Raw genomic sequence first — 18067 nt, 5'->3', positions numbered from 1 at the left:
CACATCCCCTAGGGTGCCCGCATGTCATCGACGACCGTCGACAGCGGCGCGACCCCGGACACGACCGAACAGGACTGGGCGTCGCCGTTCGCGGTGCGGCCCCGGCTGGTGCTGGCCAGTGCGCTCATGCTCTTCCTCGAGCTGGCGCTGATCCGCTGGACCGGGTCGAACGTGGTCCACCTGAGCTACTTCTCGAACTTCGTGCTGCTCGGGTCGTTCCTCGGCATCGGCATCGGGTTCCTGCGGTCCGGGCGGGCCCGTCGGCTGCCGTTCTACTCGCCGGTGGCGCTCGCCGCGCTCGTCGGGTTCGTGGCGTGGCGGCCGGTCACCGTGGACCAGAGCGGCTCGGACATCGTCCACTTCACCAGCCTCGCCACCACCGGACCGTCCGCGATCGTGATCCTGCCGGTGGTGTTCCTGGCGAGCGCGGTCGTGCTGGCCGGACCGGCGGAACTCGTCGGCCGCTGCTTCCGTGAACTGCCCCGGCTGACCGCGTACCGCTACGACCTGGTCGGCAGCGTCGCCGGCATCGTCGCGTTCACCGGGCTCTCGTTCCTCGGCGCCCCGCCGATCTGGTGGGGTCTCGTGGTGACGGTGCTGTTCTGCGTGCTGCTGGTGCCGGGCCGTCGCCTCGTCGCCACCGTCGTCGCCGCGGCCGTCGTCGGGGTGCCGCTGCTCGTGCTCCTCGGCGTGCTGTTCACCGAGTCCACAGAGGACAACCTGCGCTGGTCGCCGTACTACAAGATCGAGACCGCGGAGCAGGAGTGGCAGGACACCCCGATCACCACGATCTCGGCCAACGGCGTGCCGCACCAGAACGTCATCCCGGCCGAAACCCGGCTGAAGTGGTCACCGCAGTACGGCCTGCCCTACGAGCGGGCCGCCAACGAGCCGAAGGAAGTCCTGATCGTCGGCGCGGGCAGCGGCACCGACGTCGCGATCGCGCTGCGCAACGGCGCCGAGCACGTCGACGCCGTCGAGATCGACCCCGGGCTGCTGGAGATCGGCCGCGAACGGCACCCGGACCGGCCCTACGCGGACCCACGCGTCACCACGCACGTCGACGACGGCCGCGCGTTCCTGTCCCGCACGGACAAGAAGTACGACCTCATCCTGTTCGCGCTGCCCGACTCGCTCACCCTCGTGCAGGGCGCCAGCTCGCTGCGGCTGGAGAGCTACCTGTTCACCGAGGAGGCGTTCAGCAGCGCACGCGAGCACCTCACCGACGGCGGCGCGTTCGCGATGTACAACTTCTACCGCGAGGACTGGCTGATCGACCGGCTCGCCCTCACCGCGGAGGCGGCGTTCGGCCACAAGCCGTGCGTGGACGCGCTCGACGACGAACTCCGCCAGGCCGTGATCACCGTCGGCCTGCAACCGTCCGGGCAGACGTGCGCGGCGGACTGGCAGGGCGCCGCGGCCGACACACCACCGCCGGCGACCGACGACCGCCCGTTCCTGTACCTGTTCACCGACCGGATCCCCACGATGTACCTGGTCACGGTCGGCCTGATCGTCGCCGCCGGGGTGCTGGCGGTCGGCCTGTTCGGCGGCGGCGGTTCGTACCGCAGAATGCGGCCCTACACCGACCTGTTCCTGCTCGGCGCCGGTTTCATGTTGCTGGAGACCAAGAGCGTCACCGGGTTCGCGCTGCTGTTCGGCACCACCTGGCTCGTGAACGCGATCGTGTTCGCCGGTGTGCTGGTCGCCGTGCTCGCCGCGGTGGAGGTGACACGCCGGTTCCGCACACCGCCCCTGCGGGTGATGTACGTCGTGCTGTTCGCCGGGCTGCTGCTCGCCTGGTTGTTCCCGGACAGCTGGCTGCTGTCGATGCCGGTGCCGCTGCGCGCGGTCGTCGCCGTCACCATCGCGTTCCTGCCGATCTTCGCGGCGAACGTGGTGTTCGCGAAACGGTTCACCGACACCGAGGACGGCACCGCGAGCTTCGGCGCGAACCTGCTCGGCGCACTCGTCGGCGGCTGCCTCGAGTACGTGGGCATGCTCGTCGGCTTCGACGGCCTGCTGGTGGTGGCGGCACTGCTGTACGTGGGCGCGTTCCTGCTCCGCCCACGCACCGCCGCCGTGCCCGCTTAGTGTCATGTCAGCTGGACATGGGTCGGGTCACCTGGAGGGAAACGAGGTCGTTGGACACCACTGTCGATGAGCTTTGCGCGCTGGTCGGTCTTGCAGATTTCGCGCAACCCGAATATCAGTGGGATGAGATCGAGCGCTCTCTAGGACTCCGACTGCCGGATGACTACAAGGAGATTGTCGGAAAATTTCCGGTAGGTCACTTCCAAGGATTTTTGCGCGTTCTCCGACCGGGAGATCGAGGAGGGGAACCGTCAGAATATCTCGGCTACTACAGTCATCGACTCGACGACATGAGGAGTTGGCAAGCGGACGAGTCTGAACGTTTCCCTTATCCAGTATTTCCGGAGTCGGGCGGCCTTATTCCGTGGGGTGAGACGACCCGAGGAGATCTGTTCTTCTGGTTGACGGATCTAATCGACCCGAATTCATGGCCAGTGATCGTAACCGACTACGAATTTTCTAGCTGGCAGAAAGTGTCTAAGGGTCTGGCCGGTTTTCTTTGTGATGTAGTGACTGGGCGATTTGATGGTCAATCTTACGGGGCTGACTCGGCATCCAATGCGCCGTGGTACAGACTCAGTGCCCCCCAACCTACAGTGACACGCGCCAGTGTCGAGGGAATCTGGCAGGATCTGTCTGACTCCGGGGAGCGTCCGGTCAACGCAATGCAAGACATCTATACAATTCTTCCAGAGTCACGCACAATAAATCAGTCGATCGAATGGGGCTCTATCGAGGATAGGTTAGGTATAACGCTTCCCCTTGATTATAAATCGTTTGTCAACACATTTGGGCCCGGTACTATTGGTGATGTAACCATTATGGCGCCTGGTGCTCGGCCTGACAGCGATCTCCTTCAGTTGATTGAAACTGTGCAGACCACGCACGGTAGCGACCGGCAACGAAAGGAGAAAGGGCCACCCATATATCCTGAATCGCAAGGATTGATTCCCTGGGGGCGTGTAACGGGAGACGGCATCTGTTGGTGGGCGCCCGTGTCCGCAGATTCTCTGTCATGGGGGATCGTCGAGTCCAACGCGCGAATGTCTGTCAAGTATTCACCGACCTTGTCCTTCAGTTCATTCCTCTTGGCGTACATGTCCGGACGTGTGCGACTATTTGCGACGGGTGAGCTGATTCGAGACCCTATATCCTTTGTTCCTGCAGTCGATTGATGTCATGCGGCTCCTGATTCTTCGTGACTGATACAGAAGCACGGACAGACCACCAGTCTACGGAGCGTCGTGGCTTGCGGGCCGTAAACAACTGAGACGCCGCGATTGGTTGGAGACTCTGATCTCTGTAGTCGGCGGTTGGGTTGGCTGGTGGCCGAGGCCGCAGAGCCCTACCGAGAAACAGTAGGGGCATCGTTCGGTCTCGGCAGAGTCGTGTGGTGGCGGCACTGCGGTACGTGGGCGCGTTCCTGCTCCGCCCACGTACCGCCGCCGTGCCCGCCTAGGCGTCGCCGCCGAGGTCCGCGAAGAAGTCCGGCGGTGCCTGCAGGTCCCAGGCGCGGAACAGCACCGCGTGCTCGACACCCATGGCCTTGCCGCCCATCGCGGCGAACATGGGGATGAACTCCGCGGGCGCGGGGTGGCCGGGAAGCGCGGCCAGGTACTGGGCGTGCGCCTCCAGGGAGGCGACACCGCGTCGCAACGGCTCGCCGGTGACGTCGACGCCGTGGGTGGCCGCGAACGCGCCGGGCATCCCGGGCACGAGGGTCCAGCGCACGTCGTGCGGTTCGAGGCCCTCGTCGTCGATCTGCTCCGGGAACACCCACCGGTTGCCCGCGTCGCGGATCGCGTCGGCCGTCGCGAGCCCGGCCACGCGGTGGTCGGCGTGGTCGTAGCCCATCGGCGTCTCGACCTCGTGCCCGCCGTGCACCACGACGTCGGGCCTGAACCGCCGGATCTCCCGGCAGATGTCGCGACGCAGGTCGACGCTGTAGGCGAGCACGCCGTCGGGGTGCTCGAGCACGGTGAGGCGCCGGACGCCGACGGCGGCACAGGCGGCCTGCTGCTCGGCGAGCCGGATCCGCGCGGTCTCCTCCGGTGGCGTCGGCATGCCGGCCTCACCTCGGGTGAGCAGCAGGTAGCCGACCTCGACACCGCGCGCCGTCCACCGGGCGACGGCCGCGGACGTGCCGTACTCGTTGTCGTCCGGATGCGCGGCGACGCACAGCACGCGTGTGAAGGACTCCTCGGGCAGGGCTGGCAACAGTGGTGACGACATGACCACCATCCTTCCCGAACCGAGCGGCGCCCTGGCTATTGTCGGAGGGGTGCGTGTCGCAGCGGGTGTTGTGCTTGCGGGTGGCCGGTCCACCCGGATGGGGACGGCGAAGGCCGGGCTCGAGTGGCACGGTTCGACGTTGCTCTACCGTGCCGCCGCGGTGACGGCGCGGTCCGTCGACGGGCCCGTGGTCGTCGTGGCCGCGCCCGGGCAGGAGCTGCCCGAGCTGCCCGCCGGGGTCGCGGTCGTCGAGGACCCGGTCGAAGGGCTCGGGCCCATGCAGGGGCTCGCCGCCGGGCTGGCCGCGCTCGAGGACCGGGCCGACGCCGCGTTCGTCTGCTCCACCGACCTGCCGTTCCTGCACCCCGCGTACGTCCGGCGGGTGCTGCGGGCCCTCACCGACGACGTCGACGTCGTGCTGCCGGTCGCACGCGGGTTCCGGCAGCCGCTCGCCGCCGCCTACCAGACGAGGATCGCCGGGCTGGTCGCGAAGCTCCTCGCGGAGGGCAACCAGCGGCCGGGGATGATCTTCAAGCACTGCGCGGTGACCCAGCTCGACGACGACGCCCTGCGCGCCGACGCGGCCGTGGCGAAGCTGGACCCGGAGCTGGAGTCGGTGGTCAACGTCAACACCCCCGAGGACTACCGGGCCGCCCGCGACCGCGAGCCACCCGAGGTCGTGGTCGAGCGGTTCGGGGCGCTGGCCAAGGGCGGCGGGCACCGTCCGAGGACCATCCGGGCCGCGACCATCGGCGCCGCCGCCGAGGCGGTCGGCCTGACGCTGGACCGGCACGTCGTGGCCGCGCTGAACGGCGACCAGGTCACCAAGGACGGCCGGTTGCCGCTGGTCGCGGGGGACAGCCTGGCGTTCCTGTCAGCCGACGCGGGCGGCTAGGGCATACAGTCGACATATGTCAGGTGGTTTCTTCGGGCGGGCGCTCGTCGTGGACGTGCGCGGCGGGGACGCGACCGGCAGCCCGCTCACGCTGGACCAACACGTCCTGCGCGCGTACCTGGGCGGGGTCGGGCTCGGCACGTGGCTCATGCACCGGCTCGCCCCGCCGCGCGTGGACCCGCTCGCCCCCGAGGCACCGCTCGCGTTCGTGTTCTCCTCCCTCGTCGGCACACCGCTGACCACCAGCGCCAAGTTCGCCGTGGTCGCGAAGTCACCGCTGACGGGCCTGCTCACCGACGCGCTCGCGTCCAGCCAGTTCGCCATCTCCGGCAAGCTCACCGGCCACGACGCCATCGTCATCCGCGGCCGCGCCGACGAGCTGTCCGTCCTGCTGGTCGACGGCGACGGCCCCCGGCTCGAACCGGCGCCCGAACTCGCCGGGCTGTCCGCCGCCGACGCGGAGACCAAGGCCAGGGAGCGGTTCGGCCGCGGCTGGCGCACCGCGGCCATCGGGCCCGCGGGGGAGCGGGGCGTGCGTTACGCGACCATCAGCCACGACGGCAGGCACGCCGGCCGCGGTGGTCTCGGCGCCGTGCTGGGCGCCAAGAACATCAAGGCCGTGCTGGTCAGGGCCGCTACCAAGGTGGGTGTCGCCGACCAGGCCGGGGTGCTCGCCGCCGCGAAGGACCTGCGGAGCCGCAGCTTCGGGCCCGCCACCGCCAAGTACCGCGAGCTGGGCACGCTCGCGAACCTGCTCGCGTTCAACGCGGTCAGCACGCTCCCGACCCGCAACTTCACCGCCGCCACCTTCGACGAGGCGCCGCGCCTGGCCGCCGAGGAACTGCACGAGCTGCGCGGCGTGGCACGCAACAGCTGCGCCTCCTGCTCGATCGGCTGCGAGCACATCTACGCCCGCAGAGGTGGCGGCAGCCAGCGCATGGAGTACGAGAACGTGTTCGCGCTCGGCCCGCTGTGCGGGGTGTCCGACCCGGACGACGTGTTCGCCGCCAGCGCTCGCTGCGACGAGCTCGGCATCGACACGATCTCCGCGGGCGGCACCGTCGCGTGGGCGATGGAGTGCGCCGAACGCAACCTGATCGACGCGCCGTGGCTCCGGTTCGGCGACGGCGCCGCCCTGCTGCGGGCACTGGACGAGATCGGGGCCCGCGCACCCGGCCTGGGCGAGCTGCTCGCCGAGGGCTCCCGGCGCGCGGCCGAGCGCGTGGGACAGGGGTCGATCGACTTCGCCGCGCAGGTCAAGGGCCTGGAGATGCCCGGCTACGAACCACGCAGCCTCCAGTCCATGGCGCTCGGCCTCGCCGTCAACGCCCGCGGTGCCGACCACAACCGCTCCGGCGCGTACGAGGCCGACCTGTCCGGCGACGTCGACCGCTTCCGCGGCGGAGAGGCACACGTGGCGGCCGCCGTGGCGACCGAGGACAAGGCCGCGGTCATGGACTCGATGATCCTGTGCAAGTTCCTGCGCGGGGTGTTCGACGACCCGTTCACCGAGTGGGCGCGGCTGCTGGCGCTCGTCACCGGCTGGGACCTGGACGCGGCCGAGCTGCGTGCCGCCGCGCGCCGGATCGTGCGCGCGAAAAGGGCCTTCAACCTGCGTGAAGGCGCCACCGCGGCCGACGACACGCTGCCCGCCCGCATGCTGGAGACACCGCTCGAACTGGGCTCCGGCCGCACCGCCACGCTGACCGCCGAGCGCCTCCGTGCGATGGTCGCGGGCTACTACGAAGCACGGGGTTTGGACCCTGACGGCAAGGTGGCCCACACCGATCTGGCGGATCTTCACCTCTAGGCCTAGCGTCGGGCTCAACAGCCGAGAGCCGTAACGGTATGCTGTATGCAATACCGGAGGAGCGGAGCGACGATGACTGTGGACTTGTCAGTGCAAGCCTCATCCAATAGGGCGAAGGTGCGTGCTGTGGGTGAGTGCTCGTCCAGCTCTGTCGGAGCCGCCGGATATGGTGATCAACGTGCAGGCCAGGTACCGCTACCGGCTCGAGCCGACCGATGTCCAACGCAGGATGTTGGCTCGCACGTTCGGGTGCGCTCGGGTGGTGTTCAACGACGCGATTCGGTGCCGGGACGAGGCATATCGGTCGGGGGAGGTGCTCTCGTCGACCGAGGTGCAACGGCGGGTGATCACCGCAGCCAAGGCGGACTCGGCGCGTGCGTGGTTGTCCGAGGTCGCGTCGGTGGCGTTGGTGCAGTCGGTGCGGGACGCGCATCGGGCGTTCTCAAACTTCTTCGGGTCGATGGCGGGCAAGCGTCGGGGTCGGAAGGTCGGTCGTCCGCGGTTCAAATCCCGCAAGGACGCACGGCAGTCCATCCGGCTCACTCGAAACGGTTTCCGTCTCCGCCTCAACGGACGGCTCTACATAGCGAAGGTGGGGGATGTGCGGGTCCGCTGGTCGCGCGATCTTCCATCCGCACCGACGTCGGTGACGATCATCCGAGAGCCGGATGGCCACTACTACGCCTCGTTCGTGGTGGAGGTCGACCCGACACCGCTTCCGTCTGTCGACCGGGAGGCTGGAGTCGATCTCGGGATCTCTCGCCTGATGACAGTGGCCGACACCGTCGGACGACGGATGGACGTAGCGAACCCGGGACACCTGCAACGCAAACAGCGCAAGCTGGCCCGGTTGGAACGCGAGAAGCACCGCCGTGCCAAGGGCAGCGCCAATCGGGAGAAGGCGCGCCGGAAGGTCGCGGCACAGCATGGCAAGGTGGCTCGTGCCCGGCGGGACTATCACCACAAGCAGGCCCTCATCCTGGTCCGCGAGAACCAAGCGGTCCATGTGGAGGATCTGAACATCCAGGGAATGGTCGGCAATCGCCGGTTGGCGCGAGCGATCTCGGATGCCGGGTGGGCCCAGCTTGTTCGGCTCTTGGAGGAGAAGGCGAAGCGATTCGGCCGCGCGGTGCACAAGGTGTCCCGTTGGCTGCCGAGCTCCAAGACATGCTCGGGCTGTGGGCACGTCATGGACGCCATGTCGCTGAAGACCCGTATGTGGACTTGCCCCGAATGCGGAGCACTGCACGACCGGGACTACAACGCAGCCGTGAACATCCTCGCCGCCGGGCGGGCGGAGAGGCGAAACGCTTGTGGAGCCTCGGTGAGTCCATCCTTCTGGGAGGCACAGGGCAATGAAGCAGGAAGCGACCCAGACGCAGCGTAGCCGCGTTGGAACCTCCAGCTTGAGGGCAGGAGGGCACGTCAAGACTCTCGAAGAGCGTGGGACGTCCGTGCGGACGGTCACGGCCGAGATCGACGGCCGGTCGGTGACCGTGCCCGAGGGCACGACGATCTACGACGCCGCCGCACAGGCCGGGGTGGACATCCCCGTGCTGTGCCACAACGAGCGCTACGACCCGGTCGGCGTGTGCCGCATGTGCGTGGTCGACACCGGTGGCCGGACGTTGGCCGCCGCGTGTGTGCGGCCGTGCGAGGACGGCATGACCGTCAAGACCGACACCGAGGAGGTCCAGCGCCAGCGCGCCACGCTGACCGAGCTGCTGATCTCCGACCAGCCACCCCGCGCCGAGGACCCCAAGGCGAACAAGACCGGCGACAACCTGCTGCTGGAGCTGGCCGACCGGTTCGACGTGGCCAGGGAGACCACCGAGCTGCCCTGCGGCTCCGGCCGCGGCGTGGACCTGTCGAACCCGGTCATCGAGGTCAACCACGACGCGTGCATCCTGTGCGACCGCTGCGTCCGCGCCTGCGACGACGTGCAGGGCAACGACGTCATCGGCCGGTCCGGCAAGGGCTACGAGACCCTCATCGCGTTCGACTTCAACGACCCGATGGGCCAGAGCTCGTGCGTGACCTGCGGCGAGTGCGTGCAGGCGTGCCCGACCGGCGCGCTGACCAACAAGGCCATCAACAACATCCCGATCCAGCCGCGCGAGCAGCTCGACGCCGTCGACAGCGTCTGCCCGTACTGCGGCGTGGGCTGCGCGCTCACCTACTACGTGGACCGCGAGCGCGGCGCGATCGCCTTCGCCGAGGGCCGTGACCAGCCGGGTTCGCAGAGCCGCCTGTGCGTGAAGGGCCGCTACGGCTGGGACTACGCCGCGTCCCCGCAGCGCCTGACCAAGCCGCTGATCCGCATCGACTCCGCCTACCCGAAGGGCCCGCTGTCGGCGGACGTCCGCGGGGAGAACGACCGGGGCCGGGTCAACGGCGGCGAGCGCAGCGGCGGCGGCCGCGGTGACAAGAAAACGGGCCGCGACGGTCGCCGCAAGCCGGGCGGGCTCGTCGACTACGACGAGGTCATGCCGTACTTCCGGGAGGCGACCTGGGAGGAGGCGCTCGACCTGATCGCCCGGCGGCTCAAGGAGATCCACGCCAAGGGCGGTCCCGGGGCGATCGCGGGCTTCGGCTCGGCGAAGTGCTCCAACGAGGAGGCGTACCTCTTCCAGAAGCTGATCCGCACCGGGTTCGGCACCAACAACGTCGACCACTGCACCCGCCTGTGCCACGCGTCGTCGGTGGCGGCGCTGTTCGAGGGAGTCGGCTCGGGCGCGGTGTCCACGACCTACGGTGACGTCGCGAACGCCGACGTCGTGATCATCACCGGCTCGAACCCGACCGCCAACCACCCGGTGGCCAGCTCGTTCTTCAAGCAGGCCCGCCGCAACGGCACGAAGATCGTCTACGTGGACCCGCGCGCGAGCACGGTGTCCGAGCACGCCGACTACCACTGCCAGGTCAAGCCGGGCACGGACGTCGCGTTCTACAACTCGATCATGCACGAGGTGATCCGGCTCGGGCTGATCGACCGCGACTTCATCCGCGAGCGCACGTCGAACTACGACGAGCTGGCGCGCACGGTCGCGGACTACCCGCCGGAGCGGGCCGCGCAGATCACCGGTGTGGACGCCGACATGATCCGCGAGGTCGCGAAGGTGTGGGGCGAGGCGAACGCCGGTGTCATCTACTGGGGCATGGGCATCTCCCAGCACACCACCGGCACCGACAACGCCCGCTGCCTGATCGCGCTGTGCTCGATCACGGGCAACGTCGGCAAGCCCGGGTCCGGCCTGCACCCGTTGCGCGGCCAGAACAACGTGCAGGGTGCGTCCGACGCGGGTCTGATCCCGATGTTCTACCCGGACTACCAGGGCGTCGACCAGGAGCGGACGCGGCTGCGGTTCGAGGAGGCGTGGGGCACCAAGCTCGACCCCAAGCGCGGCCTCACGGTCACCGAGATCATCGGGTCGGTGCTCAAGCCGGACGGCGTGCGCGGCATGTACATGCTGGGCGAGAACCCGTTCCTGTCCGACCCGAACATCAACAAGGTCCGCAAGGCGCTGTCGCAGCTGGACTTCCTGGTGGTGCAGGACATCTTCCTCACCGAGACCGCGGAGTTCGCCGACGTGATCCTGCCCGCCTCCTCCTACCTGGAGAAGGAGGGCAGCTACACCAACACCGACCGGCGCGTGCAGCTCGGCCGCAAGGTGATGGACCCGCCCGGTGAGGCGCGGGTGGACTGGGAGATCGTGCAGGACATCGCGCGGCGCGTCGGGCTGGACTGGCACTACGGGTCGCCGAGCGAGATCTTCGACGAGATGGTCGCGCTCATGCCGTCCTACGCCAACCTGAAGCACGAGAACCTGGGTCTGTCCGGGAAGCTGTACCCCAACGAGGACCCGGACCACTCCGACGGCACGATCGTGCTGTTCGACGAGCGGTTCAACACCGACGACGGGCTCGCGCACCTCGTGCCCGCGCAGTGGTTGCCCGCCAAGGAGTTGCCCGACGCGGAGTACCCGCTGGTGCTCAACACCGGCCGGTTGCTGGAGCACTGGCACACCGGCTCGATGACCCGCCGCTCGTTCGCGCTCGACACGATCTCGCCGATCGCCGAGGTGTACATGCACCCGAAGGACGCGGCCGACCGCGGCCTCGCGCACGGTGAGCTGGTGCGGGTGCGGTCCCGCCGCGGCGTGATCGAGCTGCGGGTGCGGATCTCGCACCGCGAGCAGATCGGCAACTGCTTCATCCCGTTCCACTTCCGGGAGGCGGCGGCGAACCTGCTGACCATCGACGAGATCGACCCGTACGGCAAGATCCCCGAGTTCAAGTTCTGCGCGATCCAGGTGGAGGCACTGGGCGCGGACCACGTCACCGAAGCAGCGGCGCTGGGAGCGGCGGAATGACACTCAGTCCCGAGAGGGCGGCGGAGACCAGGGCTCGGCGGGTTCCCGGGGTGGAGGCGCGGGCGGGCAAGTTTCCCGGTCCGTCGCTGATCCCCGCGCTCAACGCGATCCAGGCGCGGCTGGGCTGGCTGCCCCGCGAGGAGCTGGAGGAGCTGGCCCGGGAGGTCAAGCGGCCGAGGTACGAGATCGAGGGGATCGTCTCGTTCTACCCGCACTTCCGCACCACGCCACCGCCGAAGGTCGCGCTGCATGTCTGCCACGACCTGTCGTGCTGGCTGCGCGGCGGCGAGGACCGGATCGCCGAGGTGAAGGCGCGCTACGGCGAGGACACCGACGTCGAGCTGGTCGAGGTCTCGTGCCTCGGCCGCTGCGACGTGGCGCCCGCGGCCGACGTGAACGAGCACCCCGCGCCGGTGTCCGATGTGGACACCCTGGTCGCGGCCGCGCGCGGGGAGGGTGTGTCGGAGGCGGTGGCCTCGACGCGGACCGAGCCGTGGCCCAACGACCCGTACCCGCGTGGCTCGGGTGTCGGGGAGCGGTACGCGTCGCTGCGGGCGTTGCTCGCCGGTGAGCTGTCCGCCGACGAGGTCGTCGCCACGCTGTCCGCGTCCGGGCTGCGCGGAATGGGCGGCGCCGGGTTCCCCACCGGCAAGAAGTGGGAGCTGGTCGCCGCGACCGACGACCCGGTGAAGTACGCGATCTGCAACGCCGACGAGTCCGAGCCCGGCACGTTCAAGGACCGTCAGATCCTCGCCGACCAGCCGCACCTGGTGCTGGAAGGGCTGCTGCTGGGCATGGCCGTGGTCGGCGCGCAGCAGGGTTACGTGTTCATCCGGCACGAGTACGGTCCCGAGGAACGCGTGCTGCGCGCGGAGATCGACGCGCTGCGTGCCGCCGGGGTCGTCGGCCCGGACGCGTGCGGCAGCGGTCGGCGGCTGGAGCTGGAGATCTTCGTGTCACCGGGCGGCTACATCCTCGGTGAGGAGACCGCGCTGCTCGAGTGCATGGAGGGCCACCGCGGCGAGCCGCGCAACAAGCCGCCGTTCCCCGGCAACTACGGCCTGCACGGGCGCCCGACGCTGATCAACTCGGTGGAGACGTTCGCGGACGTGCCGGTGATCCTGCAGCGCGGCGCGCGGTGGTGGGGCGCGCAGGGGCTCGGTGACTCGGTCGGATGGAAGTTCTTCGCCGTGTCCGGGCACGTCGCGAGCCCCGGGGTGTACTGCGTGCCGATGGGTACCACGGTCCGCGCGCTCATCGACCTCGCCGGCGGTGTGCAGGGCGGCAGGGCGGTCGGCGCGGTGCAGCCCGGTGGGGCGTCGTCGAACTTCATCGGCCCGGACCAGCTCGACCTCGCGCTCGACTTCGGCACCCTCGCCCAGGCGGGCACGATGCTCGGTTCCGGTGCGCTGGTCGTGATGGCCGAAGGCACCGACCTGCTGGCCGCGGCCACCAACGTGCTCCGCTTCTTCCGCAACGAGTCCTGCGGCAAGTGCGTGCCGTGCCGGGTGGGGTCCACGAAGGCGCACACGCTGCTCGACGGCAGGTCCACACTGGACGACGAGCAGCGGTCGCACGTCCTGCGGTTGGAGGAGGCCATGCGGAAGACGTCGATCTGCGGGCTCGGGCAGGTCGCGCTCGGACCCGTGGTGTCGGTGCTGGGACTGGACAAGGGTGGGGCCGCGGCCCGGCCGCAACCCCGTCCGGAAGGCGCGAAGGAGCAGCCGGATCGTTGACCGGTAGAGAGTTCTTCACCGCGCGCACGGTCGCCGAGGCGCTCGCGGGGTTCCGGCCAGGGCACCGGACGCCGGTCGAGGACGTGCCGCTCGCGGACGCCCTGCACCGGGTGCCCGCCGCGGACATCCCGTCGCCCCACGCGTTGCCGGGCTTCGTGAAGTCCACTGTGGATGGCTACGCGGTGCGCGCGGCGGACACCTACGGCGCGTCCGACGGTCTGCCGTCGTACCTGGACCTGCTGGGCGCGGTGCGGATGGGCGCGGCACCCGAGGTCGCGGTGCGGCCGGGCGGCGCGGTCGCGATGCCGACCGGGGGAGTGCTGCCCGACGGCGCGGACGCCGTGGTGATGGTCGAGTACACCGCCGAGACCATGCCCGGCACCATCGAGGTCACCCGTCCCGTCGCGCCCGGCGGCGGGCTGGTGCGCGCCGACGAGGACGTGGCGCCCGGCGCACCGCTCGTGCCCGCGGGCCGCCCGCTGCGCGCACCGGACCTCGGGTTGCTGGCGGCGGCCGGGGTAACGGCGGTCGCCGTGCACGCCCGGCCCCGCGTCGCGATCATCTCCACCGGCGACGAGGTCGTCCCCCCGTCCACAGCGGAGCTGACGGCCGGGCAGGTGCGGGACGCGACCGCCTCCGCGCTGGCCGGGCTCGTCACCGACGCGGGCGGCGCACCGGTGCTCGCCGGGATCGTCAGTGACGAGCCGGGCGCGTTGAAGGACAAGCTGACCGAGGTGCTGGAAGACGCCGACCTGGTGGTCGTCTCGGCCGGGTCGTCGGTCGGGGCGCGGGACGAGACCGCGGGTGCGGTCGCCGCCGTGGGTGACGTCTGGTGCCACGGGCTCGCGATCAAGCCGGGCAAGCCGACGCTGCTCGCCGACTGCGGCGGCATCCCGTTGATCGGGCTGCCCGGCAACCCGCTCTCGGCGCTGGTCGTGTTCGGCCAGGTCGGTACCCCGTTGCTGTGGCGGCTGTCCGGCTGCGAGACCCCGCCACCCGTGCCGAGCACCCGGGCCCGGCTGTCCCGGGACCTCGCGTCGGCGGCGGGACGGCTCGACGTCGTCCAGATCCGGTTGCGGGACGGGATCGCCGAACCGGTGTTCGGCCCGTCCGCGCTGCTGTCCGTGCTCACCCGCGCCGACGGGTACCTGGTCGTGCCCGAACCGGCCACCGGGCTCGACGCGGGCACCGAGGTGGAGGTCGTGCTGTACCGATGAACAGCCCGTTCGTGTCCGACGTGCCCGCGGCGGCGGCCCACACCGCGTGGCGGGAGGCCCGTGCCGCCGCCGGGTGCCCGGCCAGGGTCGCGGCCGCGCGGGTGCCGGTCGGCGACGCCGTCGGCCGCGTGACCGCCGCACCCGTGTGGGCGACGCGGTCCTCGCCCGCGTTCGACTCGTCCGGCATGGACGGGATCGCGGTCCGTGCGGCGGACACGGTCGGCGCCGCCGAGACCACCCCGGTGCTGCTCACCGACTTCGAGGTCGTAGACACCGGCGACCCGCTGCCCGCCGGCTACGACGCCGTGATCATGCGCGAGCACGTGCACCGGGTCGGCGACCAGGCCGAGATCCGGGCCGCGGTCCCGCCGTACCAGCACGTCCGCTCGATCGGCGAGGACATCAGCGCCGCCGAACTGCTGCTGCCGGAAGGGCACCGGCTGCGCCCGGTCGACGTGGCCGCGTGCGCGGCGGCGGGCGTGACCGAACTGGCCGTGCGCCGCCCGCCGGTCGTGGCGGTCATCCCGACCGGCGACGAGATCCGGCCCATCGGCGCGTCACTCGAACCCGGCGACATCCTCGACACCAACTCGCTGATGCTCGCCGCCCAGGCACGCGAGGCCGGCTGCGAGGCGCGGGTCGCCGAGATCGTCCGGGACGACCCGGCCGCGATCACCGACGTGCTCCGGTCGGCCGCCGCGACCGCGGACCTGGTCCTGCTGATCGCCGGGTCCAGCGCGGGACGTGACGACTACACGTCCCGCGTGGTCGCCGACGCGGGCACGCTCGCGGTCCACGGCGTCGCCGTCCGCCCCGGGCACCCGGTCGTGCTCGGCGCCGTCGACGCGACACCGGTGGTCGGGGTGCCCGGCTACCCGGTGTCCGCGGCGCTCACGTTCGACATCTTCGCCGCCCCGGTGCTCGCCGAACTCGAAGGCGCCGCGCCGCGCGAACGCCCGTCCACGACGGCGCACCTCGCGCGGAAGCTCCCGTCGGCGATCGGCATGGACGACTGGGTGCGGGTCCGGCTCGGCCGGGTGCGGGACCGGGTCGTCGCGACACCGCTGCCCCGCGGCGCCGGTGTGCTCACCTCACTGGTGCGCGCCGACGGGCTGCTGGTCGTGCCGTCCGGGGTGGAGGGTCACCACGCGGGGGAGGAGGTGCGGGTCGAGCTGCTGCGCGGGCTGGCGGAGATCGACCGGACCGTCGTCGCGATCGGTTCGCACGACCTCGTGCTCGACCTCGCCGCGTCGGCGCTGCGGGCCGACGATCCGCTCATCACGCTCGCCTCGTCGAACGTCGGGTCGCTCGGCGGGCTCGTCGCGCTGCGGGACGGCCTGTGCCACCTCGCGGGCTCGCACCTGCTCGACCCGGCGACCGGCGAGTACACACTGCCCTATGTGGACAAGCTGCTCGGCGACGACATCGCGGTGATCCGGCTCGTGCACCGCGACCAGGGCCTGATCGTCGCGCCCGGGAACCCGCTCGAACTGGCCAAGGTCGACGACCTCACCCGGCCAGGGCTGCGGTACGTCAACCGCCAGCGCGGCGCGGGCACCAGGGCGCTGCTCGACCACGAGCTGGCGCGGCGTGGCATCGACCCCGCCGACATCCCCGGGTACGCGCGGGAGGAGCACACGCACCTGGCCGTGGCCGCCGCGGTGGCGGCGGGCCGCGCGGACGCGGGGCTCGGGATCCTGGCCGCGGCCCGCGCGTTCGGCCTCGACTTCGTCCCGGTGGCGCAGGAACCGTACGACCTGGTACTGCGCGCCGAGAGCCTCACCGACGACCGGCTCGCCCCGCTGTGGCACCTGCTGGACCGCACCGACTTCCGCGACAGGGTGGAGGCACTCGGCGGCTACTCGTGCACGGAAACCGGCCGCCGAATCCGCTGACGATCACTCGTTCAGCCGCGTCAGCGTGCCCGTGTTCGTCAGGTCGTAGCCGTCCAGGTGTGCCAGAGCGGCCCGAGTTTCCGGGGGCCGCAGGGCGGACAGGAGCGGGCGTGCCGCGGCCAGGACCGCGCCGCTGAGCACGATGTCGTAGGACTCCCATGTCAGCGGCACGAAGTCCAGACCGAGATCGGACGCGGTGGCCCGGAGGCCCAGCGCCGCGTCGGCGATCCCGGCCGCGACGGCGAGACCGGTCTCCAGGTGGGAGTCGAGCTCCGGGCCGTGCACGGTGTGCGGGGCGATGCCCGCGTCGATGAGGAGCTGCTCCAGCAGCACGCGAGTGCCCGCGCCCGGCTCACGTCTGGCGACCAGCGCGCCGGGCAGGTCGCCGACCGACCGGATGTCCTTCCGTACCAACAGGCCCTGCTCGCGGCGCCACAGGTGGAGCAGGTGCGGGTCCTTGCCGCGCAGCAACGCCGCGGCGAACGGACCGTTGTAGACACCCGTGTGGTGGCGCAGGTGAATCGCCGCGCCGTCCGCGTCCCCGCGTGCGAGCGCACGCAGCGCGTGGAAACTGCCCCGGCTGCCGACCGGAACCACGGCGGGCGTCGTGCGGTCGAGCAGGATCTGCAGTGCCGGGTCGTCGCTCGCGGCGAGCCGGAACACCCGGTCCGCTTCGAGCAGACGAGCCGCCGCGAGCACGCCGTCCGTGGCGACCCGCGCACGACGCCGGTCCGCCACCGTGATCACGTCCGCGTCGGCGAGGTGCCGGTAGGCGCGGACGACCGTCGACGACGTCGTACCCAGCTCGGTCGCGTACGCGCGCACGGCGGGCAGTTCGGCGCCCACGGCGAGGTCGCCCGCCCGGATCCGGTGGGCCAGTTCGGTGGCGATCTCCAGGTAACGCGTCATGTACTCCGCCTCGGTATCGTTGTACCGTTCTGTGATCCTACAGAAGGAGTCAGTCGATGCGACGACTGTGTGTGACGACCGCCGTCATGGCCGTTCTGCTGTCGCTCACGGCCTGCGGGGGATCGGGGCAGGCAGCGGGTCCTTCGGCGGAGAAGTCGCTGATCCTCGCCACCACCACGAGCACGCAGGACTCCGGCCTGCTGGACGAGTTGCTGCCCGCCTTCACCGCCGACACCGGCTGGCACGTCAAACCCGTCGCCGTGGGCAGCGGGCAGGCCATCGAACTCGGCCGCCGCGGTGAGGCCGACGTCCTGCTCGTGCACTCGCCGCGGGCCGAGGAGGAGTTCGTCGCCGAGGGCACCGCCGGGGAGCGCCGTCTGGTGATGCACAACGACTTCGTGCTCGTCGGACCGGCCGACGACCCGGCCGGGATCCGCGGCGTCCCGGCCGCCGACGCGATGGGGAGGATCGCCGCCGCGCGGGCCGGGTTCGTCTCGCGCGGCGACGAGTCCGGTACGCACGCCAGGGAGAAGCAGCTGTGGGAGGCGAACGGGATCGTCCCTTCCGGACAGTGGTACCGCTCGACGGGGCAGGGCATGGGCGCCACGCTGCGCGTCGCGAGCGAGACCTCGGCCTACACGTTGACCGACCGCGCGACCTACCTTTCCCAGAAGGGAAACCTCGCGCTCGAGGTGCTGAACGAGGGCGACACGGCGCTGCTGAACATCTACCACGTCATCGAGATGACGAAACGGGCGGGCGACCGGGTGCGGCCGGACGGGGCGAAGGCGTTCGCCGACTGGATCACCGGACCGCGCGCACAGAAGATGATCGGCGAGTTCGGCGCCGACGAGCCCCTGTTCGTGCCGGACGCGGGCAAGGACGAGTCGGCGCTGGGGAACTGAC

Annotated in this window: 12 protein-coding genes; 10 read left to right on the top strand and 2 right to left on the bottom strand. The window is 70.5% G+C overall.

Going from position 1 to position 18067, the window contains the following annotated elements:
• Positions 1-21 precede the first annotated feature (21 nt).
• Together ACIBVP_RS08940 and ACIBVP_RS08935 are read left to right on the top strand one after the other, a co-directional pair.
• Positions 22-2094 (top strand): spermidine synthase, encoded by a 2073-nt coding sequence (locus ACIBVP_RS08940; protein ID WP_396105468.1) that lies wholly within the window; start codon positions 22-24, stop codon positions 2092-2094.
• A gap of 50 nt (positions 2095-2144) precedes the next feature.
• Positions 2145-3269, top strand: coding sequence for an SMI1/KNR4 family protein (locus tag ACIBVP_RS08935; protein ID WP_396105467.1), 1125 nt, complete (start codon positions 2145-2147; stop codon positions 3267-3269).
• 280 nt (positions 3270-3549) lie between these two features.
• Here ACIBVP_RS08935 and ACIBVP_RS08930 read toward each other — a convergent pair whose 3' ends face one another.
• The gene (locus ACIBVP_RS08930; protein ID WP_396105466.1) at positions 3550-4326 is read right to left on the bottom strand and encodes a PIG-L deacetylase family protein; all 777 of its coding nucleotides are present in this window, start codon (positions 4324-4326) and stop codon (positions 3550-3552) included.
• 49 nt (positions 4327-4375) lie between these two features.
• Here ACIBVP_RS08930 and ACIBVP_RS08925 point away from each other — a divergent pair, with 49 nt between their 5' ends.
• The 7 genes from ACIBVP_RS08925 (at position 4376) to ACIBVP_RS08895 (ending at position 16252) form a co-directional block, all read left to right on the top strand.
• Positions 4376-5221, top strand: a complete 846-nt coding sequence (locus ACIBVP_RS08925; RefSeq protein WP_396105465.1) for a molybdenum cofactor guanylyltransferase — start codon at positions 4376-4378, stop codon at positions 5219-5221.
• A 16-nt stretch (positions 5222-5237) separates the two neighbouring features.
• On the top strand, positions 5238-7031 hold the full coding sequence (locus tag ACIBVP_RS08920) for an aldehyde ferredoxin oxidoreductase family protein (protein ID WP_396105464.1): 1794 nt from the start codon (positions 5238-5240) through the stop codon (positions 7029-7031).
• A 166-nt stretch (positions 7032-7197) separates the two neighbouring features.
• On the top strand, positions 7198-8418 hold the full coding sequence (locus tag ACIBVP_RS08915; RefSeq protein WP_396105463.1) for an RNA-guided endonuclease InsQ/TnpB family protein: 1221 nt from the start codon (positions 7198-7200) through the stop codon (positions 8416-8418).
• A 67-nt stretch (positions 8419-8485) separates the two neighbouring features.
• Positions 8486-11404, top strand: coding sequence for a formate dehydrogenase subunit alpha (gene fdhF, locus ACIBVP_RS08910; protein WP_396105462.1), 2919 nt, complete (start codon positions 8486-8488; stop codon positions 11402-11404).
• Positions 11401-13140 (top strand): NAD(P)H-dependent oxidoreductase subunit E, encoded by a 1740-nt coding sequence (locus ACIBVP_RS08905; protein ID WP_396105461.1) that lies wholly within the window; start codon positions 11401-11403, stop codon positions 13138-13140. Before fdhF ends, ACIBVP_RS08905 begins: the two co-directional genes overlap by 4 nt.
• The gene (gene glp / locus ACIBVP_RS08900; protein ID WP_396105460.1) at positions 13137-14357 is read left to right on the top strand and encodes a gephyrin-like molybdotransferase Glp; all 1221 of its coding nucleotides are present in this window, start codon (positions 13137-13139) and stop codon (positions 14355-14357) included. The genes ACIBVP_RS08905 and glp overlap by 4 nt, the downstream gene beginning before the upstream one ends.
• A complete protein-coding gene (locus ACIBVP_RS08895) occupies positions 14354-16252 on the top strand; it encodes a molybdopterin biosynthesis protein (RefSeq protein ID WP_396105459.1) in 1899 nt (632 codons plus the stop codon). The genes glp and ACIBVP_RS08895 overlap by 4 nt, the downstream gene beginning before the upstream one ends.
• 3 nt (positions 16253-16255) lie before the next feature.
• Here the strand turns inward: ACIBVP_RS08895 and ACIBVP_RS08890 are convergent, their stop codons facing one another.
• Positions 16256-17161, bottom strand: a complete 906-nt coding sequence (locus ACIBVP_RS08890) for a substrate-binding domain-containing protein (protein WP_396105458.1) — start codon at positions 17159-17161, stop codon at positions 16256-16258.
• Positions 17162-17217: 56 nt separating this feature from the next.
• Here ACIBVP_RS08890 and ACIBVP_RS08885 point away from each other — a divergent pair, with 56 nt between their 5' ends.
• Positions 17218-18066 carry a substrate-binding domain-containing protein gene (locus ACIBVP_RS08885; RefSeq protein ID WP_396105457.1) on the top strand — a complete coding sequence of 283 codons (849 nt, stop codon included), beginning with the start codon at positions 17218-17220 and terminating at the stop codon, positions 18064-18066.
• Position 18067: the final 1 nt, after the last annotated feature.

Origin of the sequence: Actinophytocola sp. NPDC049390 (assembly GCF_044466355.1) — a bacterium.
Lineage (GTDB): Bacteria > Actinomycetota > Actinomycetes > Mycobacteriales > Pseudonocardiaceae > Actinophytocola.
The sequence above is the reverse complement of the archived record's forward strand: the minus strand, read 5'-3'. Positions and strand labels throughout refer to the sequence as shown.